This is a genomic window from Parabacteroides goldsteinii DSM 19448 = WAL 12034 (genome assembly GCF_000969835.1).
Lineage (GTDB): Bacteria > Bacteroidota > Bacteroidia > Bacteroidales > Tannerellaceae > Parabacteroides > Parabacteroides goldsteinii.
Genome location: NZ_KQ033913.1, coordinates 912,787 through 935,563, shown reverse-complemented (window position 1 = coordinate 935,563; position 22,777 = coordinate 912,787). Strand labels below are relative to the sequence as shown.

General features: G+C 43.3%; 23 protein-coding genes. 9 read left to right on the top strand and 14 right to left on the bottom strand.

Translation table 11 applies throughout. From position 1 onward, the window contains the following. Positions 1–220 precede the first annotated feature (220 nt). Genes HMPREF1535_RS16805 through HMPREF1535_RS16795 form a run of 3 tightly spaced genes read right to left on the bottom strand, consistent with a single transcriptional unit; the run spans position 221 to position 2,629 of the window. The gene (locus tag HMPREF1535_RS16805; protein WP_010803407.1) at positions 221–565 is read right to left on the bottom strand and encodes an MGMT family protein; all 345 of its coding nucleotides are present in this window, start codon (positions 563–565) and stop codon (positions 221–223) included. Positions 566–571: 6 nt separating this feature from the next. Beyond that, on the bottom strand, positions 572–1,432 hold the full coding sequence (locus HMPREF1535_RS16800; protein WP_046146899.1) for a DUF6599 family protein: 861 nt from the start codon (positions 1,430–1,432) through the stop codon (positions 572–574). A gap of 12 nt (positions 1,433–1,444) precedes the next feature. Further along, a complete protein-coding gene (locus tag HMPREF1535_RS16795) occupies positions 1,445–2,629 on the bottom strand; it encodes an aldo/keto reductase (protein ID WP_010803409.1) in 1,185 nt (394 codons plus the stop codon). Positions 2,630–2,780: 151 nt separating this feature from the next. On the opposite strand from HMPREF1535_RS16795, the gene HMPREF1535_RS16790 reads away from it, so the two are divergent. The 6 genes from HMPREF1535_RS16790 to HMPREF1535_RS16765 all read left to right on the top strand — a co-directional run bounded on the left by HMPREF1535_RS16790 (position 2,781) and on the right by HMPREF1535_RS16765 (position 8,477). Then, entirely contained in the window at positions 2,781–4,058 is a 1,278-nt protein-coding gene (locus tag HMPREF1535_RS16790; RefSeq protein WP_046146898.1) for a carboxypeptidase-like regulatory domain-containing protein, read from the top strand. A 53-nt stretch (positions 4,059–4,111) separates the two neighbouring features. Further along, a complete protein-coding gene (locus HMPREF1535_RS16785; protein ID WP_046146897.1) occupies positions 4,112–4,663 on the top strand; it encodes an RNA polymerase sigma-70 factor in 552 nt (183 codons plus the stop codon). Next, positions 4,660–5,529, top strand: a complete 870-nt coding sequence (locus HMPREF1535_RS16780) for a FecR family protein (protein WP_046146896.1) — start codon at positions 4,660–4,662, stop codon at positions 5,527–5,529. The genes HMPREF1535_RS16785 and HMPREF1535_RS16780 overlap by 4 nt, the downstream gene beginning before the upstream one ends. Further along, positions 5,519–7,117, top strand: coding sequence for an STN and carboxypeptidase regulatory-like domain-containing protein (locus tag HMPREF1535_RS16775; RefSeq protein WP_244275646.1), 1,599 nt, complete (start codon positions 5,519–5,521; stop codon positions 7,115–7,117). The genes HMPREF1535_RS16780 and HMPREF1535_RS16775 overlap by 11 nt, the downstream gene beginning before the upstream one ends. A 495-nt stretch (positions 7,118–7,612) precedes the next feature. Further along, on the top strand, positions 7,613–7,945 hold the full coding sequence (gene queD, locus HMPREF1535_RS16770; RefSeq protein ID WP_010803414.1) for a 6-carboxytetrahydropterin synthase QueD: 333 nt from the start codon (positions 7,613–7,615) through the stop codon (positions 7,943–7,945). Then, entirely contained in the window at positions 7,932–8,477 is a 546-nt protein-coding gene (locus HMPREF1535_RS16765) for a 7-carboxy-7-deazaguanine synthase QueE (RefSeq protein ID WP_046146895.1), read from the top strand. The genes queD and HMPREF1535_RS16765 overlap by 14 nt, the downstream gene beginning before the upstream one ends. Positions 8,478–8,605: 128 nt before the next feature. Here HMPREF1535_RS16765 and HMPREF1535_RS16760 read toward each other — a convergent pair whose 3' ends face one another. Next, on the bottom strand, positions 8,606–11,023 hold the full coding sequence (locus HMPREF1535_RS16760; RefSeq protein ID WP_046146894.1) for a TonB-dependent receptor: 2,418 nt from the start codon (positions 11,021–11,023) through the stop codon (positions 8,606–8,608). A gap of 198 nt (positions 11,024–11,221) precedes the next feature. On the opposite strand from HMPREF1535_RS16760, the gene HMPREF1535_RS16755 reads away from it, so the two are divergent. From HMPREF1535_RS16755 to HMPREF1535_RS16745, 3 genes are read left to right on the top strand one after another with little or no spacing between them, the layout of a single operon-like run. Then, entirely contained in the window at positions 11,222–13,081 is a 1,860-nt protein-coding gene (locus HMPREF1535_RS16755) for an SLC13 family permease (protein ID WP_046146893.1), read from the top strand. A gap of 50 nt (positions 13,082–13,131) precedes the next feature. Then, positions 13,132–14,094 (top strand): DUF2156 domain-containing protein, encoded by a 963-nt coding sequence (locus HMPREF1535_RS16750; protein ID WP_046146892.1) that lies wholly within the window; start codon positions 13,132–13,134, stop codon positions 14,092–14,094. Further along, complete coding sequence (locus HMPREF1535_RS16745; RefSeq protein WP_010803419.1) at positions 14,048–15,013, top strand: GNAT family N-acetyltransferase; 966 nt, start codon at positions 14,048–14,050, stop codon at positions 15,011–15,013. Before HMPREF1535_RS16750 ends, HMPREF1535_RS16745 begins: the two co-directional genes overlap by 47 nt. A gap of 24 nt (positions 15,014–15,037) precedes the next feature. Here HMPREF1535_RS16745 and HMPREF1535_RS16740 read toward each other — a convergent pair whose 3' ends face one another. The 10 genes from HMPREF1535_RS16740 to HMPREF1535_RS16695 form a co-directional block, all read right to left on the bottom strand. Further along, a complete protein-coding gene (locus HMPREF1535_RS16740; RefSeq protein WP_007659226.1) occupies positions 15,038–15,346 on the bottom strand; it encodes a HigA family addiction module antitoxin in 309 nt (102 codons plus the stop codon). A 5-nt stretch (positions 15,347–15,351) separates the two neighbouring features. After that, positions 15,352–15,666 (bottom strand): type II toxin-antitoxin system RelE/ParE family toxin, encoded by a 315-nt coding sequence (locus HMPREF1535_RS16735; protein ID WP_010803420.1) that lies wholly within the window; start codon positions 15,664–15,666, stop codon positions 15,352–15,354. Positions 15,667–15,793: 127 nt separating this feature from the next. Beyond that, positions 15,794–16,018, bottom strand: a complete 225-nt coding sequence (locus tag HMPREF1535_RS16730) for a hypothetical protein (RefSeq protein ID WP_007659224.1) — start codon at positions 16,016–16,018, stop codon at positions 15,794–15,796. Positions 16,019–16,372: 354 nt separating this feature from the next. Next, positions 16,373–17,197, bottom strand: a complete 825-nt coding sequence (locus HMPREF1535_RS16725) for a family 6 glucosyltransferase (RefSeq protein ID WP_010803421.1) — start codon at positions 17,195–17,197, stop codon at positions 16,373–16,375. Then, the gene (locus HMPREF1535_RS16720; protein WP_046146891.1) at positions 17,194–18,075 is read right to left on the bottom strand and encodes an alpha-1,2-fucosyltransferase; all 882 of its coding nucleotides are present in this window, start codon (positions 18,073–18,075) and stop codon (positions 17,194–17,196) included. The genes HMPREF1535_RS16725 and HMPREF1535_RS16720 overlap by 4 nt, the downstream gene beginning before the upstream one ends. Before the next feature lie 18 nt (positions 18,076–18,093). Further along, positions 18,094–19,317 (bottom strand): glycosyltransferase family 4 protein, encoded by a 1,224-nt coding sequence (locus HMPREF1535_RS16715; protein ID WP_046146890.1) that lies wholly within the window; start codon positions 19,315–19,317, stop codon positions 18,094–18,096. Beyond that, the gene (locus HMPREF1535_RS16710; protein WP_046146889.1) at positions 19,314–20,285 is read right to left on the bottom strand and encodes an NAD-dependent epimerase/dehydratase family protein; all 972 of its coding nucleotides are present in this window, start codon (positions 20,283–20,285) and stop codon (positions 19,314–19,316) included. Before HMPREF1535_RS16710 ends, HMPREF1535_RS16715 begins: the two co-directional genes overlap by 4 nt. Before the next feature lie 36 nt (positions 20,286–20,321). Then, positions 20,322–21,413, bottom strand: a complete 1,092-nt coding sequence (locus HMPREF1535_RS16705) for a glycosyltransferase family 4 protein (RefSeq protein ID WP_046146888.1) — start codon at positions 21,411–21,413, stop codon at positions 20,322–20,324. Positions 21,414–21,417: 4 nt separating this feature from the next. Next, complete coding sequence (locus HMPREF1535_RS16700) at positions 21,418–21,987, bottom strand: acyltransferase (RefSeq protein WP_046146887.1); 570 nt, start codon at positions 21,985–21,987, stop codon at positions 21,418–21,420. Positions 21,988–22,018: 31 nt separating this feature from the next. After that, positions 22,019–22,777 carry a glycosyltransferase family 25 protein gene (locus HMPREF1535_RS16695; RefSeq protein ID WP_010803425.1) on the bottom strand — a complete coding sequence of 253 codons (759 nt, stop codon included), beginning with the start codon at positions 22,775–22,777 and terminating at the stop codon, positions 22,019–22,021.

Genomic DNA, 22,777 nt, shown 5'->3' with positions numbered 1-22,777 from the left:
TCTAAAAAAATCAATTTATTAATGGTTTAAACGGCTCTCTTGAGATAGGGAGCGCAATTTATTTACATATGAAAATTCTCATATATTATGATACTGCATTCTCATATATTATGCGACTCCAGTATCACAATATATGAGAATGTAGTGTTATAATATATGATATAAGCATCATAATAGATAGAGTCTCTGCGTTCACTCCCGAAAATTCACCCGTTGCCTGTCACGGGACAAATGATATCTCATCCAAAGGATTCCAAAAGACCTTTTTCCAATCTTTTATACGGTTATTTTCAACCCGGATACCTTCCTCTTCCAGTTTTTCCTGCATTTCGGTCGGCGTGCCGAAAGCATCTTTGCCGGATAATATTCCTTGACTGTTCACTATCCGGTAAGCAGGAACTCCCACTTCCGAACAACCTCCCAACACTCTGCCGACCATCCGCGACATATTCGGATAACCGATAGCACGGGCTATCGCACCATAACTGGTGGCACGTCCGTACGGAACCGTTTTCACCATCTGGTAGACAGCCCCCACAAAATCCTCTTTATCAAAATCAGACATATAATATTATAATTTTCCTGCCAGTTCCTTCAATAAATCATCGCCACAGGCAACCGTATCTCCATTCTCATTATAAACGCCAATCAGGTAACGTCCTTTCCAAAGTACCGGAATGTCCCCGTTATAACGGTCTTTGACCAACAACACGCCCTCTTTTAATTCATCCGCCTGTTTGGTGAAAGCCATATACCGGGTCAATATATTTTTAACCCCGGCAGAAGAACCGCCGTCCAATACAAACAACTGGAAAGTCTGCCCTTCTTTTTCATACTTCACCGTATATACGGCACGCAGAAACTCATGGCCGATAAAATTTGAAGTAATATAAGCAGCCGAATAAGGTACTTGCCCCTCCGCTGGGAATAAACGGATAACAGAAGGATAGCCGGCATCGGCATCCAACCTTCCGGCAAGCGCCTTGCCTATCGCCTGCAATTCTTCGGACACATCGCCGGATGCATTACTCCACATCTTCAAATACATATTTCCGGCAAAGAAATACAGATTCGTCTTATCTCCCTGCGCCTCTCCCCCGACAGGTAAATATGCCAGGTCGGATGAACGCTCGGCAGCATACATTCCGAAAGCATCTTCCGGCGTTGCATGGCGATAAGCCTGTATCGTAATGTACTCGCTTCCTTTTTTATACTCCATGGAAGTCATTTCCCTGAAGTTATTCTCAATGAAAAGCGGAGCCGCCCCGTTGATGCGGTCAAAGAGATTATCCGGATTAAACACCTCCACCTCGCCGGATATCTCCCAGCCGTCTACTGCCGGCAGCCACGATTTCAACTCGTCCGGTGTCTGCGCCTTTAAAGGACAGAGGGACAACAGGAAAAAGAGTAACAAATAATTGCTCTGTTTCATACGTTCGTTTTATTAAGTCAGAAATTCGTCAGGCACCTGCATCACCGGCGTTATCGCAGCAATCTTTGTCGAAACATCGAAGCCGGAAGGACATTTTACCTGGCAGGTTTCACAATTGGAACAAATATCCGCCGAAAGATTCAGTTCTCCAAGTGTTTCTTTCGACATTCGCGAATATTTATAACCGTAAGCATACATGTAGGCCCGCATAATATCAGGAATAGGAAGATGTTCAGGACATTGCGCCCGGCATTTTCCGCATTGCTGGCAATACAACATTTCCTGTCCGCAAAGGGTAGCCAGATATTCCTGGTCGCCGGCGGTCAGTTCCGGGGAGCGGGCAGCAACCAGGCATTCATCCAGTTCATCATAATTGGAGAAACCGGGGATGGCAGTCGTGATATGTTCGTTCTTCCATGCCCATTTCAGGCAAGCCTGTGCGTTAATCTTTTTCTTTCCTCCAGCGTCTTCGGTACCACCGGTCATTGTCTTCATGGCAACCAGACCGACACCGGCTTTAGCGGCACGGGCTATGGCCTCTTCCGTCTCTTTCAGATTCGACAGTTTGAAATTATAACTCAGCAGGACAACATCGTAAATACCGGCTTCAACGGCAGCATCCAGCAATTCAGGTTTGCCGGCATGAATGGAAATGCCCAGGAAACGGGTTTTGCCATCCTCCTTAAACTTCTTCATGACGGCAACCACGCGCTCATCTTTTATCTCTTCCACTTTATCCAGAGCATGAGCGTAGAAGAGATCGACCTGTTCCATATTCAGGCGTTGCAGACTCTGGTCGATCAATCTTTCATACGAATCTTCGAAATCATCCCTCAAAGGATAATCGAACTTTCCTTTGGTAGCAATAAAGAAGCTCTCACGCGGCTTCCCGGCAAAGAACTTACCCAGCATTTCTTCATTCTTCCCGCCCTGATAGCCGTGGGCCGTATCAAAATGGAATATACCGGAATTATAGGCAGCTCTTACCACGTTCGGATTGTCGGCACGCATCACACCCATACTCAGTATCGGCAGTTTTACACCTGTCCTGCCAAGCGTACGGACAGGAATCTCATTTTCATTAGCAGTCACCTGGGGAAGACCGGCAGCCCTGGCTCCCGGAATTAACATCGCGCTTACGCCGGCAGTGGCTGAAAGCCGAAAAAAATCTCTTCGATTTACATGTTTGGTTTTCATAAGATAATATATTAGTATATGTAATTGTCCGACTGAGCCTTACAAATATAGAAAGATTTATCAAAATAATTCACTTTTTCCATAGGGTATTCGTTTCCTGAACGATCTTATAAGTACAAACACGATTATTCACCATTAAAACAATACAAAGATGAAAACACTATGTAGACAATCCATCGGTTTTTTGCTGATCTTATTATTGGTGGCAGGTAGTAGTCCGTTGCAGGCACAGGACCAATTGGTACGTGACGATGCCGATCCGGAATTTATCACCATCAGCGGAGTTGTCAAAGACAAAAATAATAAGAAACGGCTGGAGTATGTGAACATTTCCATCCCCGGCAGTACTTCAGGTACTATCACCAACGAAGACGGGGAATTCTCTTTCAAGATAAAAGACGCTTCCCATGTGAAAGCTGTCGAAATATCCCATATCGGATACTATAATAATAAGGTAGAAGTAAGCGGCAAGAACCTTTCCGACCTGACCGTCTGGATGACGCCTTACGAGAATATGCTCGACGAGATCATCATCCATGCCAAAGAACCGCGTTACCTCGTGGAAGAGGCTATCAAGAAAATCCCGGAGAATTACAGCAAGAAAACGAATATGCTGACCGGCTTCTATCGTGAGACGGCACAGAAAGGCCGACGCTACATTAATATATCGGAAGCCGTGATCGATGTTTACAAAACGCCTTATCACGAAGCCATAGACCGCGACCGTGTACAGATTTACAAAGGCCGCAAGCTATTGAGCCAGCGAAGTACCGATACGCTTGCCGTCAAACTGCTCGGCGGCCCCAACCTGTCAATCCTTTGCGACATCGTGAAGAACCCCGATGTGTTGCTCGACAGGGAATGTCTGCCCTACTATCTGTTCAAAATGGAAGAATCAACGAATATCGACAACCGTCCGCAATATGTAATCAGTTTCAAGCCGCAGGTCATCATGCCGTATGCCCTGTATTACGGAAAACTTTACATAGACAAGGAACGACTCTCATTCACCCGTGCCGAATTCAACCTGAGTATGGACGACCGCAACAAAGCGACCCAGGCCATCCTCAAGAAGAAACCGTTCGGATTACGTTTCCGCCCGCTTGAAGTAGCCTATCTGGTAAACTACAAGGACCGCAACGGCGTAACTTATCTGAATTACATTCGCAACGGGGTACGTTTTAAATGTGACTGGAAACGCAAATTATTCTCTACCAACTACACGATCATCTCGGAAATGGTCGTAACAGACGGAAAGGAAGAAAACGTAACCAACATTCCGTACAAGATGGCATTTAAGGAAACACAATCGTTGTCCGACAAGGTAGAAAACTTTATGGATGAAGATTTCTGGGGAGCCTACAATATCATCGAACCTACGGAATCACTGGAAAGTGCTGTCAACAAATTAAAAAAGCAACAGAAATAAATTTCAATATCTTTTCGTACATTTGAAGGACTCTAATCATTAAGATCCACGGCATGCTGAACGATTTATTCGTACTAACAAAGATTAAAGAGGGGGACGTCAAAGCTTTCGAAGGTATCTTCCGGCTCTACTACTCCCCTCTTTGCCTCTACGCCGCCAGTATCACCGGTAGCATGGACGTCGCCGAAGAGATCGTGCAAGAGTTGTTCTACGTATTCTGGAAAGAAAAGGAGAAACTGCAAGTGTTCCGTTCCCTGAAAAGTTATCTGTACGGGGCCGTGCGCAACCAATCTCTCCAATACTGCGAACATCAGGAAGTGCGCAACCGTTACCGGGAAAACGTATTGTCAGGTAATCAGGAAAGCAAGCCGGCCGATCCGCAGGACCAACTCGAATACAAAGAACTGGAAGCTCTGATAAACAGGACTCTCAGCAAGCTGCCCGAACGCCGCTTACGCATCTTCCGGATGCAGCGTTTCGAAGGTAAGAAATACGCGGAGATAGCCTCCGCCCTCTCTCTATCCGTCAAAACAGTGGAAGCTGAAATGACCAAGGCACTTCAAACACTCAGGAAAGAAATTGAGAATTATACACAAACAGTATGACTCGTAAAGAAAGGGACAACAGAAAAACGGACCGGGCATGGGAGAATGTCTACCAACGCCTGGAAAAGGATGGCTTACTGGACCATAAGGAGAAAAACAGTATCATTCCTTATGGAGACATGCGCCGTCCTCCACTCTGGAAAATTATTTCGGCAACAGCAGCAATGCTAGTATTCTGCATTTATCTGTCTACAATTTATTTTAATCAAACAAATAAGGAAACCGACCGTAATCTGCTTACCCGGCAGAACATGGAAACAACGACACTTGCCACCACGCTTGAAGACGGATCTATCGTCTATCTGGCAGGCAACGCCGCCATCCATTACCCGGAACATTTTCAGGCGGACAAGAGAGAGATCACCTTACAGGGAAATGCTCTTTTCGACATTGCAGGCAACCGCCAGCGTCCTTTCCTTATCGAAACCGAAGATACACGTATCAAGGTGTTGGGTACGGCGTTCAATGTAAAGAGCGATAATACCCAACCGTTTGAACTGTCCGTACAAAGGGGAATGGTGAAGGTGACGCTGAAGCAGAGCGGACAAGATGTTTACGTAAAGACAGGTGAAACCGTCACCCTCTCTTCACGAAAGCTGGAAGTAAGCGAAACAAAAGACCACGGACAATTTGCAACCTATGTCCGGCAAATACGTTTCAAGGATGAAAGGCTGGCCGATATCCTCCGCATTATCAACCTCAATACGGAAGATATCCGTTTTCAGACAACACCGGAACTCGAGGACAGGCAACTCACCGTTACCTTCTCCGACAATTCGCCGGAATCAATGGCAGAGTTAATCTGCTTTGCCCTGAACCTGAAATGTACACGTGACAAAAATGTGATTACTTTGCATGAGAACTAACGGGATAAAAAGGATACAAGGTGAAACTGAGCGCTACATATCGTCTATTATTGATCCTCATCGGGATGCTGCTGATGACAGCTCCCCAGATGATAAGGGTGATAAAGATGTGCTCGAACGCCTTATTCAAATTCCGCGAAGCAAGGAGACTGTTTACCAGTTACTTGGAAAGGTTTCCGAACGTTCCGGCTACCTGTTCATTTACGACAGTAAAATCATTGACAACGAACAGGTAGTAAAAATACCGGGAGGCAAATACACTATAAAAGAGGCCATCTACCATATTATCGGTAACCGTGACCTGGGTCTCCGCGTGATCGGCAATCATATCCTGATCTCCCGCCCGGTAAAACCGCTACCCGTAAAGGAGGCACTGCAACCAGTCCTTCCGGATACAGTTCCGTATTTTACCCTCGAAGGCATTCTGCGGGACAAATATACCAACGAACCGATACCGTTTGCCACAGTCAGCGTCAGCGATGATGGCTCCATCGGCAATGTCACCAACCAGGGTGGCGAGTTCAGGCTGCGTTTGCCTGACAGCCTGCGCCAGTCGCAGATCAACTTCTCGCATATCGGCTACCTGCCTTATGCAATAGAAAGTTCACTGTTGGCAGAACGTTACAGTATGCTGACACTGGAACCGAAAGTGATTCCCATACAGGAAGTGGTTATCCGTATCGTGAATCCTTTGCGCCTGTTACGGGAAATGCAGGAACACAAAAGCCTGAACTATTCCCAGGAACCCGTCTACCAGACTACTTTCTACCGGGAAGGTATCGAACGGAAAAACAAATTCGTCAGCCTGACGGAAGCAGTTTTTAAAATATACAAAAGTGCGTACACCAACCGTCCAGTCACCGACCAGGTTAAGCTGTTGAAGATGCGCCGTATCACCAACAATCAAGAAAAAGATACGATCATCGCAAAAATGAAGTCCGGAATCAATACCAGCATACAGCTGGATATCATGAAGGATGCACCCGACTTCCTGCTGCCGGAAAGCGATGTGAATTATCCCTATGTCTATGCCCATTCCGACATCACGGTAATAGACGACCGGATGGCAAACGTGATCTCTTTCGAACAACGTGATTTCATCAACAGTCCTCTCTTGAAAGGAAACCTGTATATCGATTCGGAAAACAGTGCGCTGCTGCGGGCCGAATTCGAAATACACCCTAAATATGTAAAAAATGCAGCCGGCATGCTGGTTGAAAAGAAAAGCCGTAACCTGAAAATAATCCCGCAAAAGGTTATCTACACCGTTTCCTATAAACCCTGGAACGGTACTTATCACATCAGTCATGTAAGAGGAGACCTTCATTTCAAAGTAAAAAAGAAAAAACAACTGTTCGGCAGTTCTCCCCTTCATGTATGGTTCGAGATGGTGACATGCAAAACGGATACTTTCAATGTCAGCCGTTTTGGGCGGAAAGAAACATTATCGACCCGGACAGTGTTCTCTGAAACAAAATTTAATTATGATGAAGGCTTCTGGGGTAACTTCAATGTGATTCCTCCGGAAGAAAAACTGAATGAAGCGATTGGTAAAATATCGTCAAAAATAGAAGAAACAGGTTACTAAGTGGTTAAAAATCATAAAGAGGGCCTTTTCTCAAAGGCCCTCTTTATAGGTTTTTAATAGGTATTAGTCTTTAAGGCAAAAAGATTGTTTAGGTTATCTGCATGCAAAGATGCGGGATTTTATGTTACTGAACAAATAAAAAAAGATATTATAAAACACATTTTTAAAATTATCGAAACTTATTTGCAGCTTCTTCTATTTTTTAACAATTGGACTTCACCGTTTAATTATCGGTTTGTCACGAAGACAGACACGGTTCTTCTTGATTCATAAGCAGTAATAAAATCCTCCAACTGCTTATTGCCCCTGTATATCGTTTTTAGCATTCCTAAACGAAAAAATTCAACTTTCTAACACATGCAAAAATATAAATCTTTTTTTAATAAATCCTATAATACGGTATAGTTAACGGCACGGGGATTTTATGTATTTTTGCACCCGTATCGAGGTGACATTAGATACGATATATAAACGTCTTAAATTGCATAATTAAGCATGTACACTGTAATTAAAAGGATGGAGATCTCCGCAGCACATAGCCTGCGTCTCTCCTATTCCAGCAAATGTGAGAACTTGCACGGTCACAACTGGATCATCACTGTTTACTGTCGCTCGAAAGAATTGAATGCCGATGGCATGGTCATCGACTTCAGTCACATCAAAGAATCAATAAAAAACAAGTTGGACCATCAGAATCTGAACGAGGTCCTGCCTTTCAATCCGACGGCCGAGAATATGGCCCGCTGGATATGCGACCAGTTACCTAATTGTTATAAAGTTGAAGTTAAAGAGTCAGAATCAAACACTGCGATCTATGAGAAAGATTAATCAAATTTTCTACAGCCTGCAAGGGGAAGGCTTTTATACCGGCAGAGCCGCTGTTTTCATCCGTTTTTCCGGATGCAACCTGAAATGTTCGTTTTGCGATACCGAACACGAAGAAGGTACATTGATGTCGGACGAAGAGATATTGGAGGCAATCTCCGCTTATCCGTCAGACATGGTCATACTGACCGGTGGGGAACCTGCTTTATGGATCGACGAAGCATTTATCGACATGCTTCACAAAGCGGGTAAATATATATGTATAGAAACAAACGGCACACGCCCGTTGCCCAAAAGCATCGACTGGGTGACTTGTTCGCCCAAAGAAGGGACACCGCTCAAAATTGACCATATGGATGAAGTCAAGGTTGTTTATCTGGGACAGGACCTGTCATCCTACATCAAACTGCCAGCCAAATACCACTTCCTCCAACCCTGCTCCTGCCGGAACACGATGGAGATAGTCAATTATATCCTCCAACACCCGGAATGGCAACTCAGTTTACAGACACATAAGCTGATTGATATAGCGTAAAAAGTCACTATCCAATGATCCCGGGCTTGACCTGGGATCACTACATGCCCAGCCAAATTTGCGGACAATTTCGGAAAGCAGGTTACGATCTTTGATGGGAATGCTTACCTTTTATTCCAATATATCAATTAATGATTCGTTCCTTCGAACAAGTCGTGATCCTCCTTTCGCTGAGTTGTTTTTGTCTTGAAATTATTAAAGGTATAGCTTAACGTCAACGTGATAAGCGGATAGTTCGGACGGATCCGGGTGATGGATTGCAGGTCGGATGTGGTGATCTTGCTGACATAACGGGCCGAATTGAAGACATCGCGGAAAGCCAGCGTAGCATACAATTTGCGGTTCATCAATTGCTGCCGGAGAGCCAGGTTCACATACCAGAAAGCATCGGTCCGCCCCTGCGTAGTCACGGAAGGGCCGACAAAATTACCGTCCAACTGGATACGGGTCGATTTGCCCAGGTCGAAGGCATTATTCCAGATAATATCGTAATTCGTGCTCTTCTCGTTCGTTCCGTTCAGTTTGTACTGGTTCTTTACTTTGTAATGATACAGGCTACCATTCAGGTTCACATTCCACCAACGGGTAAGCTGAACCTGGCCACTCAACTCCAGTCCGGTCGAATAATCGTGACCGACATTCGCCATCGAGTCCAACGTCACACCCGCTTCATAAGGAACGCGCAAACGCTCGATCTTATCTTTCCGGCTACGATGGAAAACCGTAGCGGAAACCGTATGCTCACCGATATTCTTCTTATAATTAAGTTCGAAAGAGTTGATATATTCCGAACGGATATCCGGATTACCGATTTCTGCCGAATAATAATCGCGATAGGTAATATAAGGTTCCATAAAAAAAAGTTCCGGCCGTGTGATACGTCGTGAATAGGAAGCCATCAGCTTATGATCTTTCGGGAACGTATATCCCAGATGTACCGAAGGGAAAAACTCAAACTTATTATATTCACGGTCTTTACCGGGAATGGAACTGCGAAGCACACGATGCGTATGCTCCCCTCTTACACCAGCCTGGAAATCGAACGATTTATAGCTGTCGCCGACAATCGCATAGATCGAATTGATCCCGTGCTGGAAATAGAAAGTATTGTAGATATCATCCCGCCAATAAAACTCCTGCTTTTCAGGACTCCAGAACTGCATGCTGTAATCGCCATCCTCCAGGTAAGAGAAATACTGGTAACCCGCTTCAATATGGCCGGTCTTGCTATACGGATAGATATAATCCATATTACCACGAACCGTCCAGCGATGTTCGTCCTCCCAGGCACGGTGCCCTTGTTCGCGCTCATTCTTTTTATTAAACAAGTCGCTCTGGAAATACTCCATGGCATTCCCCCCATATTTCAGATAAAAACTACCGGTCAGCTGATGTCCCTTATCATTGAACTTATGGTCGAAACCGACACTCCCCTGATAATAAGTTTCATGCAGGTCATAATCGTCGCGACTATAATAATCGCCATTGGCAAAAGGTTGGCTGCCGACCACCCGTTCCTCCGTATAATCCAGGTCACCGGTACGGGTACGACCGCCATAACCACCTTCCAGATCGGCATTGAACGTCGTATGGGGTAATGTATACATCCAGCCGGCTTTCAGGGAATAGTTGAAATTATTACTTTCACGAGGACCGTTCGAATGGGATGTCGTTGCGGTATCGGCAACGATCGTAGTCTTTTCCTGGTCAAAATCACTTTTCCGCAAACGGTCGGTCCAGCCTCCGCCAAAATACCAGCGGGATGATTTGTTCTGTTGCGTCAGCAGGAAATCAACCCCTCTCGACAAAAATGTGCTACCAGTCAGGTTGACCATTCCGCTGAATCCATGCTGTGCGTGCTTCTTTGTAATGATATTGATGATTCCGACATCGCCCCCTGTATCATGACGGGCGGAAGGAGTCGTTATGATCTCGATATTTTCAATATGGCCGGAAGGGATCTGTTCCAGAGCCTGTGTCCCACTGAACACGCTCGGCTTACCGTCTACATATACCATAAACCCCGTACTTCCACGGAAAGATACTTCGCCCTCGGCATCCACGCGGATAGACGGCGTATTCTCCAGAATGTCGACAGCCGTTCCTCCGCTTGCCAGCATATTCGAAGAGGCCTCGATCACCTTCTTGTCCAGTTTATAGATGACCTGTTTCTTTTGCGCCACGACTTCCACCTCGGCAAGCCCGACTTCAAGCGGTTTCATAGGAATCGTACCCAAGTCGACTATTTCCGACGATGATGCGAGCACAATATTCTGCCGGGTAAACAAATCGTAGCCGACCAACCGGATCATCAGGCTGTATTCCCCGTTCTTCACATCTGCAATTCCAAAACTTCCGTCCATATCTGGCAAAGCATGAAACACAGGATTATCATCTCCCTTTTTAAAAAGGAGAACGTCTGCAAAATCCAAAGGCTTATTTGTTCCGGCATCCACAATTTTCCCTTTGATACGGGTTAACGGAGCGGCAGTTACAGACAGACTAAAACACAATAAGGCCACAATGAGACAAAAACACTTCTTCATTTCTTTACATCAGTCGTTGTTAACAATTTCGCGAAGATAGTATATTCATTACTGCCATGCAATTATTTATGTAGGTTGTATTCCGTTTTCTACTATTTTTGCATAAAAATTGAAGTATCGGGTAAACATATGGGTGTCTTTTTCAGTTAACTATACTGGAGGAATTCGTTTCAGTAAAAACCATTTTAAGTACATTTTATGATAACAACTCTTATTATTCTGGCCCTGTCGGCAGTCTTTTTTGTCAATGGAAAAATACGTTCAGACCTTGTTGCACTTTGTGCACTGGTCTTGTTAATGGTGTTTAATATCCTCACACCGGAGGAAGCGCTTTCCGGTTTCTCCAATTCCGTTGTCATCATGATGGTCGGTTTGTTTGTCGTAGGCGGAGCTATCTTCAAAACCGGACTGGCAAAAATGATCGGCAGTAAAATACTTCATCTGGCAGGTACAAGCGAAATCAAGCTATTCATATTAATCATGCTGGTGACAGCTTTTATCGGCGCATTCGTCAGCAACACCGGGACAGTCGCGCTGATGCTCCCTATTGTTGTCAGTATGGCAGTCAATGCCAACATCAGTCCGAGCCGTTTCCTTATGCCGCTTGCATTTGCAAGTAGTATGGGAGGCATGGCCACCCTGATCGGTACGCCTCCTAACCTTGTGGTGCAGGAAGCTCTTTCCAATGCCGGATACAATGATCTCTCTTTTTTCTCGTTCACCCCGATCGGTATAGTCTGTATAACGGTAGGCCTCATTGTTCTGATCCCACTCAGCAAATGGTTTCTGTCAAAGAAAGAAGATACCAAAAAGAATGATACATCTACCGGACGTTCACCCCAGGAACTGTCAAAAAAATACAGCCTTTCCGATAACCTGTACCGTGTACGTGTTCACAAAGACTCATTGGTAAAGAATAAGAAACTGCATGAATTAAATATCACCAGCCTCTACAACCTCACCATTCTGGAAATACGGCGCAAGTCTTCCTCACAAAGCCGCTTCATGAAGACAGTCGACCAGAAACTGGCAGGCCCCGAAACGGAAATTCAGGAAGAAGATATATTATATGTATTCGGAGACTACCATAATATAGACAAATTCGTAAAAGAGAACCGGCTGGACCTGACGGAATCGAAAGTTTCGGAATTTACCGGAGATAACGAGAAACTGAGCGTTCGCGAAATCGGTATTGCCGAAGTCCTCTTGATGCCCGACTCCAAACTGATCAACAGAGCCGTTAAAGACTCCGGCTTCCGTGATAAATACTCCGTAAACATTCTGGGAATAGAACGCGGAAACGAATATATCCTTTCCGATGTGAAAGATATAAAGATGCATGCCGGCGATATCCTGCTGATACAAGGGACCTGGGACGATATTGCCCGTATGAGCAAGAAGCAGTCACAATGGGTAGTACTCGGCCAGCCTGTCGAAGAGGCCTCCAAAGTGACACTCGATTATAAAGCCCCCGTTGCAGCCGGTATCATGGTCCTGATGATCGCCGCCATGGTATTCGACTTTATCCCTATCCCTCCGGTCGCTGCCGTATTGATAGCCGCCATACTGATGGTACTGACCGGATGCTTCCGGAATGTGGAAGATGCCTACAAGACAATCAACTGGGAAAGTATCGTCCTGATAGCCGCCATGCTACCGATGTCGCTGGCATTGGAGAAAACAGGAGCATCGTCGCTTATTTCCGAAGGACTTGTCGGAAGACTGGGTAATTACGGTCCGTTGGTCCTGATGGCAGGGATCTATTTCACGACTTCGTTGCTGACGATGTTTATCAGTAATACGGCAACTGCCGTACTCGTAGCCCCCATCGCATTACAGTCTGCCATATCCATCGGTGTAAGCCCCTACCCGTTCCTGCTTGCCGTTACGGTAGGTGCCAGCATGTGTTTTGCCTCGCCGTTCTCTACACCGCCCAATGCACTTGTGATGTCGGCCGGTAAATATACTTTCATGGATTACGTAAAAGTCGGGCTCCCGCTGCAAATTATTATGGGAATTATTATGATATTTGTGCTGCCTTTATTATTTCCGTTTTAAACATTAACGGACATTTATTAGTTTTATATTTGTACGACAAAAAGAAAAGTATGAAGATTCCTTTTAAACCAATTACAATAGAGGATAAAGAACTTATTACGTCATTTATCTATCCTCACAATTATCGCAATTGCGATTACTCGTTTGCCAATATCTGTAGCTGGCGTTTCCTGTACGACACGGAGTTTGCCGTTGTCGACGGTTTCCTGTTGATCCGTTTCTGGATAGAAGATAAAAGCCGGTTGGTCTATATGACACCTGCCGGAAAAGGAGACCTGAAACACGCGTTGGAGTTACTCGAAGCCGATTCACTGGAACACGGACACCCACTCTGTATGCTAGGCGTCACACCGGATGCCAAAGACATCCTGGAGGAAGCGCTGCCCGGCGGATTTTTCTATATCCCCGAACGCGATTATTTCGATTATATCTATCTGCGTGAAGACCTGGCATTGCTGAAAGGCAAGAAGTTCCAATCCAAGCGTAACCATATCAATAATTTCAAGAAAAGATATGAATACGAATACGCCCCCATCACTCCGGAACTGATTCCGCAATGCTTAAAGCTGGAATGTAAATGGTACAAAGCCAATGAGACGGAAGATGATGCGGAAGACCTGAACTTCGAACGTATTTCGATGACTTACGCGCTCAACCATTACGACGAACTGGGCCTGCTCGGAGGAGCATTGCTGGTGGACGGCAAAGTAATAGCTTTCACCTTCGGTGCACAGATCAATCACGACACCTTCGGCGTGCATGTGGAAAAGGCGGATGTGAACTATGAAGGCGCTTACACTGTTATCAATCAGGAATTCGCTTCACGCCTACCGGAAGAGTTCGTCTACGTCAACCGCGAAGAAGACCTCGGCATCCCGGGATTGCGTCAAGCAAAACTTTCTTATAACCCGGTCATACTATTGGAAAAGAATGCCGCGATTAAGAAAACGCAAAACAACAAACAAGATGAACAAGCAGCAAATAATCGATCTGTGGCGTCTCTCCTTCAATGATACGGAAGAGTTCATACGCCTTTATTTCGACCGGGTATACAAAGAAGAAAATACACTGGTCATCGAAAAGGACGGACAGGTAGTATCTGCCTTGCAGATGCTGCCTTATACCATGACTTATTATGGTACGGAAATATCCGTAGCCTATATTTCCGGAGCTTGTACCCTGCCTTCCATGCGTGGAAAAGGCCTGATGAAACAACTGATGCAAAAGGCTTTCGATGAAATGAAATACCGTTCGGTTGCCGTAGCGGCACTGATTCCTGCCGATCCCTGGTTATTCGATTACTACCGGGAACTGGGATACACGGAAACGTTCGACTACTCCGAGGATACGTATATACGTCCGGAAATACCGGTCTACGCTCCTCAGATAACCGTTGTACCACCGGAAGTTCCTTCCCTGGATCAACTGTACGACTATTTCAACCGTAAAATCCGCGAAAGACAATGTTGTGTCCTCCACACCAAAGATGACTTTGTCACCATTCTTCGCGACCTGCAACTGGATGGCGGACAAATGCTGACAGCATTAAACGAAAAAGACCAACCGATAGGGATGGCCTTCACTCTTCCGCCGGATCATACACCCGGACTTTCCGAAGATAAGAAACAGGTCTACGTAAAAGAGTTTGTTTATGATGACGACCGGGTAGCCAACCTCTTACTGCAAGAGGCCACTTTGCAAAACAACGTGAATAAAGCTATCTATAAAACACCTCCGGTCGTACCGGCAACCCGTCCGGTCGGAATGGCCCGCGTAATCGACACCGAGCGCCTGATACATCATTGGCTGTCCACCCATAAAGACAGTCCGTTTACAGAACAGAATCTGAAGGATATGGACATCCAGACACTCACCCGGATCGTTATGGGATACCCGAACCGGGAATCATATATGAGTCTGATGCTGGATTAATCCGGCATCAGACTTTAGCTTATACTATAATAACGATGCACAAATTGTCCGTATTTCTTTCAACCGTTCAGAAAGATTGCTCTTTTCACGGGCTAAAGCCATATTATAACGTGTTTGCATATTAATAAGTAATTCAGGATTAATACCTAAAGCAGCTTCTACCATTAATGCAAAATCACTGGTAACAGAACGTTTACCATTCAATATTTCATTCAACATTGTATAAGGTACTCCTAACAAGTCCGAGAACTTCTTTTGAGAAATCTTACGGAATTCCAATTCTTCTTTTAACACATCCCCCGGATGAGTCGGTAATCTTTTTATTGTATCCATACCTATTATTGATAATGATTAGTTATATCTGTTACTATACAAACAGTTAATATGACTTCTGCTGCATCTGTACGAATTTTAAATTCTAACCGATAATGGTAATCTATTCGTATAGAAAAATGATCCTTTAATCCTTGAAGAGCTTCAATATTTAAAGAGTTCAAAACAAACAAATCCTCAATTCGTGTAGCAGCCATTAATGTATCAATACGTTTTTGATATTTTTTAATGACAGCAGCATCAAAACGATATTTCTTGTTTTTACATTTACCACTTTCATATAGTTCTTTCAAATAATCTTTTTCGTATTCTATAGTCATAGTTCTGTTTGTTTCTACAAAGATAATACAACAAAAGTATTATTCACTAATTTAGTGAATGTTTTTTTCTAATCAATAACTATTTCAAAGATATCCCCTTTCTGCAAGTCGATCCTGACGAACCGCATCAACACGATTCGTTCTTTTTCTTTTCCAACGCCTGTTTATAAAGTATGTCCTGAAGTACGGTATACTGGGCAACATAGCTTTCCTCCATCATGCCATTAGCCTCACTCGCCCCGTCTGTCTCCACAAACAGGCTGATTCTTTTACTCATTTCTATATATTCGTCGAATCCTTCATTAGAAGAGTTCAATACGCTGATAATCGTTTTGTATCTCGGGGTATCCATAATTATCTATTAAATTTTAATTCAACAATAAGACACAACCCATCTATAAATAAAACAGGTTGTACAAAGATAGAATAATCAAATTGGATATCCTAGTTGCACAACCTGCGTTTATTTTATGAAAAATGTTCAGATCGTCATCGACATTATTTTATTTCCTAATGCAAAGAAGAAATAGCTGGTATACACATTTGTACTTCATCAAAAAAAGCAAAGTTTCTCCAGGTTTCACCGGTACGTTATAGTACAAACTTAACTTTTCACAAATATCCATCGGATTTATAGATGATTAAAAGTACAAATGCACTAAATCCAAGGTTATACAAATAAGTATTCATTTATTAAAGTATCCGACTAAAGACCAAAACCACGCAATACCCCTATAACCTTTCTGGCAAACCTCACCAAACTGCGCTTCAAATAACTCGTGTAATCATGGAAATTCCTTTTACCTCCGCGTAAATATTTATGACCGCCACAGATAAAGCTTTTATCCAATAAAAGTATAATCTGCGGGAAAGGCATGTTCCAGCCCTCCGGATAACAGTAAGCCGGAGTTAATGAATAAGGCGGATGATCTAAAAAATAACGGTTGATATGCGATTCATCATGCCAAAGAGCCATCACTCCGTTTCTTTTGTCTTCTTCCGTATTATCCCTGAGAGTCTCCGCCATCTTCAAAAAGGCAGGAGTCCTACCGCCGTTTAACCCACCGGCATAATAATAACGGCCTTCTCCGTAAGGAATATAAGCTGTCGATTTTTCATTCCGGTCATAGGTGAATTCGTTCACCTCACGATCATAACCCCCAGAATGTATTAGCCCGACCAATCCGTTGGAACTTTCCTCCGGTAAAAACTCTTTACCGATCTTCTCCCGTATAACCATATTGGCATTGAAAAAATAAAGATAATCCGTTTCCTTTTCCAGCCGTTCCTTTATTTTTAAAAACATACTGAAACGCATCAACGTATTATCCGGCCATCCTAGATTTTCCTGATAAATACGATGGATACGCTTATTCTTTTTTTCTCCATATAAGCATGGATTGTCCGTGAACACGTAGTATTCACGGATGCAGGGGAGCCCCTGCATAAAAGACTTTTCAGTACTCTGATAAAATTTCTTCCAAAAGATAGAGTAACGTCCCGTACAGATATATAATATCCCGATTCTCATATGAATAACTTGGCTATAAGTTTTTTTATTTTTTTATAATACACATAACGATAATGACTTATAGCATACATATATAAATCTATCCATTCGAAAATAGTCTTGCGAATCCGCAATTTGCTCCATTCCTCCGGATATAAATCTTTTATATCATTAGTCCTATAAAGTATTTCAAACCATGATTCAGGACAGATAACCCGTTTATCCGGAGACGAATCCAACCAGGCTCCCCACCAGGCAAACGTGGAATTACTGATGATATGATGCCTGCAAAAACTTTGCAGATACAAATCGACTGATGGTGATTCATTTTCAGAAAAATAAAAATGCTTCCCCTTAAAATGTTTTTTACACCAGTCTATGTCATCGCTAAAAATCAAATAATCAGTCGTTGGTGAAAATAATCGCATTGCTTTTTTATAATATCTGACCGGACAAACAGCATAATACAATTTCGATTGCATATAATCTCCTCTCCGGACATGCACAGAAACCGGTTTTTTATTCAGTATATCCTGATATTTATGTCTTATATACAATTTCGTTTCCTCATCTATAGCAAATAAATCCCGGATAAAATCTTTATCAATATATTTCTCTGACTGAAAATATCCATAAACTGTCAAATCCTTCTCATCCGGTAATGCCCGATAATGAAAAAACGGTTCATTATATACTTTTTGATTTTGCGGAAGACTTTCCGCAAAATCAATCTTACGTAAGATTGATTTTTTATACTGAAGAACATACTCAACATACCGATAGTCCTCCTGCCCGACAAAAGCTTTAAAAGGGACATTCAACCGCCTTGCCAACGAAATACCCGCTGCAATCTCAAATAAAATATTACCCAATCTATCCGATAAAACAGAATAAATCATATATTCTTTCCATTAATATTATAAAAACTCAGACTCTATCGAACCTATCATTTTCTCCAATAAAATATCCGGACGCAAATAAGTTTCCGCATATCTCCGGTTCCGTATTCCAACCCGGCTACGTTCGGAGTTATCCATTTCGGCAAAAGCCACTATTTTCTGCACCAACAAATCCGACTCACCATGGGAGACGGAAATATTTCCGGGACAACGACACAAAATATCCGTTATATGGGATTGCTCAGGGCCGATATACAATACAGGCTTACTAATGAACATCGCTCCATAGATCTTATTCGGATGCGTAAAACCGACACAACCTTCCCCTAAAGAAACCACCTGGATATCTGCCGAACCTAATGACAAATGAATCTTTTCACGCGGTTGATAAGGTAAAATCAGGATATTATCCAACCGGTATTTTTCTTTGTATTCACGTACTTCCTGCAGACGGACTCCGCCTCCAATATGAACAAACAAAAAACGCCCATCCTCTTTCAGCCTGACCGCAGCATCCAGTAACGTAGTCAACGGATGCATGACAGAATGATTACCGGAATACATAATCACGATCCTGTCCCCAAAACCGTTTTCTATCCGGAACGGATTCTCCATTCGTCCACCTTCAAAAACAGCCGTCATAACCGGCCACACGGGAATCACATCTATTCCGGACTTTTCTGTGTGTAAACGCCGGTTGATATGCTGCTTCATATAATCATCCAATACAATAATTTTATCAGACTGATGAAAGACATAATCCCCGCATTTCTGCATGCTTTTCGCAGGAATAGAACCGGCTTTCATATAACCGGCTACCAACGATAACTCCGGCTGCAGATCCATTGTCCAATATACAAAACGTATATTTTTCATTTTCGCTGCTCTTATCCCAAGATACGATAACAAAGGCGGACTCGTTAACCCTATCATCGCATCGCATTCAGACCGTTTTAATAATAATAATTTACAACTTATCAGAACATTGAAACTCAGGAAATCCGCCAAACGTCCCAGCTTCGTCTTTTTACCGAACCCGGTATTAGACAGACGGTGAATGCGGACTCCGTTATGATGTTCCATAGCCGGATACATTATTTCCGGATGCTCATAATTATGACGGCTGGTGATGACAGTAACATCATGTCCGTGGTCGGACAGAGCTTGCAGCAAATCAACCAAATGTTGTGCCACGGAAGCAGTGTCCGGCCAGTAGACCTGTGAGATACAGACTATTTTCATTTATTCTTTTTCTGTACTTGTTCATTTATCCATCGGTAGGTCAATGCCATCCCTTTAGACAACGGCCAGTTAGGTGCCCAGCCCAGTTTCTCCTTAATCAGACGGTTATCCGAGTTACGTCCCATAACTCCCAGCGGACCGGGAATATGTTTTATATTCAAATTCTTCCCCGCAATCTCCATCACCATTTCCGCCAGGCCGTTGATGCTGATCATCTCGTCCGAACCGATATTTACCGGTCCCATAAACGCATCCTGACTCATCAGGCGGCGCACACCTTCCAGGCATTCATCGATATAAAGAAACGAACGGGTCTGATTGCCGTCCCCCCACATCTCGATCGTTCCGCCATCAGGCGTTTCAGCCACCTTACGGCAAAAAGCGGCCGGCGACTTCTCACGTCCGCCCTCCCAGGTTCCTTCCGGACCGAAAATATTATGGAAACGGGCAATACGTACATCCAACCCCTTATTACGATGGTAAGCCATATACATACGTTCACTGAATAGTTTCTCCCAACCGTAGTCGCTGTCTGGTCCTGCCGGATAAGCCGAATCCTCTGAAGTAGTCGGATGCAAAGCATCCATCTGGTTACGTTCCGGATAGATACAGGCAGAAGACGAATAGAAAATTCTTCCCGCATTCCGTTTATAAGCCACATCCATCATATGGATGTTACACATCACCGAATTATGCATAATATCGGCATCATTCTCACCGGTAAAAACAAAACCGGCGCCCCCCATATCGGCAGCAAACTGATAGATTTCGTCGAACTTGCGGTCGACGGCACGGTTACATACATCCGTGTCGCGTAAGTCACCGATCATAAAATCATCGGCTTCCGTCGGTGAAAATTCCGGATACTTCAAATCGACACCTTTTACCCAATACCCCTCATTTTTGAGGCGTTTAACCATATGGCTACCGATGAAACCACCGGCGCCACAAACTAACGCTGTTTTCATGTTAATTGTGAATTAAATTAATAATGAACCTATATTCTATTTACTCTGAGAATTAACAAAAGATTGGAATAGCATATCCCATTTCTTATAAACTGCTTCAGAATTATAGTTTTGAAGTACGAACGATCTACCGTTCTCCCCATACTCATTTCTCCTATCGAGACTATCCATCAACTTTATAAGAGCCGTCTTTAATCCGGATATATCCTCCGGTGGAACCAGGATTCCTCTATCCTCTCCTATTATATCGGCAGGCCCTTCCGGACAATCGAAAGAAACAACCGGTAGTCCGCAGGAAGTCGCCTCTAAAAGACTCATTGGAAAACCTTCAAAACGGGAAGACATGACATAAATGGAAGAAGACAAATATTCAGAAATTACATCTTGCGTATACCCTTTCAGGAATACATATTGTTCCATATTATACCTCTTTATCTTTTCCGCTAAAAAAGCATGCATCTCTCCTTCCCCGAAAATATCCAGATGCCAGTCAGGATAATCTTTCCAGATATATTTGACAGCTTCCAGTAATAAGTCATATCCTTTCTGGTTAGAAAGACGGCCTATCGAGAGGATTCTTTTTGATGTCAGATCAGCTTTCCCTTTTGGTGTAAAAGTCAACATATTAGGTATGACTTCGACATTTTTCAGCCTCCGTCTGAATTTATCGGCATCCTTCTCGGTGAGAGACACCATTTTATAAAACGACTGATAGACATATTCCCGAAAAAAAAGAATGGGCGAAGGATAGATATCATACAAGTTATGTTCGCAGGCAATCGACTTTTTCGAAAAACCTGAAAAATACAAATACAGATTGGCTAAGAAATTCTGCCCTATAAACAGGCCGGAATCATTTTTACGCATCATTTCGCGAAAAGAAAAGAAAGACCGGATTATCCGTAATAAACGCTTAATTAAAGGACTGTGATTAGAATACGATTCACAGGTTACATAAACAATATCCACCTCTTTTTCAAGAAAGAAAGCCGGTGATATATTCTGCCGGAATAGAGAAATGATCCGCACCTCATGGCCCTTTTTCAGCAATGTATTCGCTAATAAGGTTGTCGTTCTTTCCGTTCCGGCTTTGGCGGTGATATCTACCACTATAAATGAAATTTTCATCTGATTATTCTTTACTGTCAATACTCCTATACTTTATTATCCTGGCTGGATTTCCGGCAATCACAACGTTTTCCGGAAATTTGCCACACACCACACTACCGGCTCCTATAATCGAGTTTTTTCCGATAACGGTTCCTTTCAGAATGATCGAATTCATCCCGACAAAGCAGTTCTCACCGATCGAAACCGGTTTCATTTTCAGATGAAGAGGATCGGTCGTAAAATTCAATCCCGGCTCAAATGCATGGAAATCATTATCTACGATTTTACAGTTGGCCCCTATGAACGTATTATTTCCTATCCGTATCTCTTTCATAGCGTAAATCGTGGAGCCGGATATACCGACATTTTCCCCGATATGTATAGTTCCTCCGTGCCTTGCCACCAGTATCGTCCTTTGATACATACCTAACAAATTATATACCGGCGTACTACAGAGTCCGGACCCTTTACCGATCGAAATAGACGAGTTCCTGAATGCAAGGATTATGCTGAACCCGACCAGATTAACCCGGCCCAGATATCTGATTTTCTGAAATAAATAAAGTAGATATAATGCAAACAAACGTATCATCCGATCATTTTCAATTAATGTGATAGCCCATTTACACTCTGAATTTCACGATTTTCAACCGCCATAATAAACCATATAATTTGTAATCAAAAAATCTGGTCATTCTATACTTAAAGGAAGTCTTTCGTATTCCTGATGATTTGCGATCCTGGATTATTTCCGACTCAACCAGCTGTTCGGAAGAAGCTCCAAATGCCAGATACGGATATATCCCTAACAGATAAATCCCATGCCTGAACATATATTCAAAATCATCGGCAACAATAAATGGTTTGTTGACCGCTAATAATTTTTCAGCAGCATGCCGGTTCACCAAATAGGCACAAGTTCCCACGGCTTTTATGAACCGGTAAAAAGAATAACTTCCTAACTTAGAAATATCTTTCGTGAAATAAAGCTGATGGGAAGCCAGTGTGATAATACAACTTTTATTAGAAATCATTACTTTATCCATATTTCCAAATATCCAATTAACATCATCGGGATGCTGAAAAAAAACATCATCTTCCAAGATCAACGCATATTTGCAATCCGACCAAAGTAATCTGCGATAGCACTCCCTATGGCTTAGCGTACAGCCAATTTCTCCAGGTAGCGGTTCGCGGTCATATCTTGAATAAAATCTTTTTCGGTCAAATAACTGTCCTATCTGTACCTCCATGAGTTGCTTCCCGTTCACAGCCTCCACCCATTCGATATCCAGGAAAGAATAGCGGGAGACCTCCTTCAGAACCCGTTCTCTTCGTTCGACAGATTCTTTCATATTTATTATATAAGTCTTTATTTTCAT

Bases quoted from the DNA above. Each gene is read 5' to 3' on its own strand.
- HMPREF1535_RS16715 (WP_046146890.1), bottom strand. From the start codon at position 19,317: ATGAAAATAGTCTGTATCTCACAGGTCTACTGGCCGGACACTGCTTCC.
- HMPREF1535_RS16745 (WP_010803419.1), top strand. From the start codon at position 14,048: ATGAACAAGCAGCAAATAATCGATCTGTGGCGTCTCTCCTTCAATGAT.
- HMPREF1535_RS16705 (WP_046146888.1), bottom strand. From the start codon at position 21,413: ATGAAAATTTCATTTATAGTGGTAGATATCACCGCCAAAGCCGGAACG.
- HMPREF1535_RS16720 (WP_046146891.1), bottom strand. From the start codon at position 18,075: ATGATTTATTCTGTTTTATCGGATAGATTGGGTAATATTTTATTTGAG.
- HMPREF1535_RS16785 (WP_046146897.1), top strand. From the start codon at position 4,112: ATGCTGAACGATTTATTCGTACTAACAAAGATTAAAGAGGGGGACGTC.
- HMPREF1535_RS16755 (WP_046146893.1), top strand. From the start codon at position 11,222: ATGATAACAACTCTTATTATTCTGGCCCTGTCGGCAGTCTTTTTTGTC.
- HMPREF1535_RS16725 (WP_010803421.1), bottom strand. From the start codon at position 17,197: ATGAGAATCGGGATATTATATATCTGTACGGGACGTTACTCTATCTTT.
- HMPREF1535_RS16700 (WP_046146887.1), bottom strand. From the start codon at position 21,987: ATGATACGTTTGTTTGCATTATATCTACTTTATTTATTTCAGAAAATC.
- HMPREF1535_RS16710 (WP_046146889.1), bottom strand. From the start codon at position 20,285: ATGAAAACAGCGTTAGTTTGTGGCGCCGGTGGTTTCATCGGTAGCCAT.
- HMPREF1535_RS16735 (WP_010803420.1), bottom strand. From the start codon at position 15,666: ATGACTATAGAATACGAAAAAGATTATTTGAAAGAACTATATGAAAGT.
- HMPREF1535_RS16760 (WP_046146894.1), bottom strand. From the start codon at position 11,023: ATGAAGAAGTGTTTTTGTCTCATTGTGGCCTTATTGTGTTTTAGTCTG.
- HMPREF1535_RS16780 (WP_046146896.1), top strand. From the start codon at position 4,660: ATGACTCGTAAAGAAAGGGACAACAGAAAAACGGACCGGGCATGGGAG.
- HMPREF1535_RS16795 (WP_010803409.1), bottom strand. From the start codon at position 2,629: ATGAAAACCAAACATGTAAATCGAAGAGATTTTTTTCGGCTTTCAGCC.
- HMPREF1535_RS16765 (WP_046146895.1), top strand. From the start codon at position 7,932: ATGAGAAAGATTAATCAAATTTTCTACAGCCTGCAAGGGGAAGGCTTT.
- HMPREF1535_RS16800 (WP_046146899.1), bottom strand. From the start codon at position 1,432: ATGAAACAGAGCAATTATTTGTTACTCTTTTTCCTGTTGTCCCTCTGT.
- HMPREF1535_RS16790 (WP_046146898.1), top strand. From the start codon at position 2,781: ATGAAAACACTATGTAGACAATCCATCGGTTTTTTGCTGATCTTATTA.
- HMPREF1535_RS16775 (WP_244275646.1), top strand. From the start codon at position 5,519: ATGAGAACTAACGGGATAAAAAGGATACAAGGTGAAACTGAGCGCTAC.
- HMPREF1535_RS16730 (WP_007659224.1), bottom strand. From the start codon at position 16,018: ATGGATACCCCGAGATACAAAACGATTATCAGCGTATTGAACTCTTCT.
- HMPREF1535_RS16740 (WP_007659226.1), bottom strand. From the start codon at position 15,346: ATGGATACAATAAAAAGATTACCGACTCATCCGGGGGATGTGTTAAAA.
- HMPREF1535_RS16695 (WP_010803425.1), bottom strand. From the start codon at position 22,777: ATGAAAATAAAGACTTATATAATAAATATGAAAGAATCTGTCGAACGA.
- HMPREF1535_RS16805 (WP_010803407.1), bottom strand. From the start codon at position 565: ATGTCTGATTTTGATAAAGAGGATTTTGTGGGGGCTGTCTACCAGATG.
- HMPREF1535_RS16750 (WP_046146892.1), top strand. From the start codon at position 13,132: ATGAAGATTCCTTTTAAACCAATTACAATAGAGGATAAAGAACTTATT.
- queD (WP_010803414.1), top strand. From the start codon at position 7,613: ATGTACACTGTAATTAAAAGGATGGAGATCTCCGCAGCACATAGCCTG.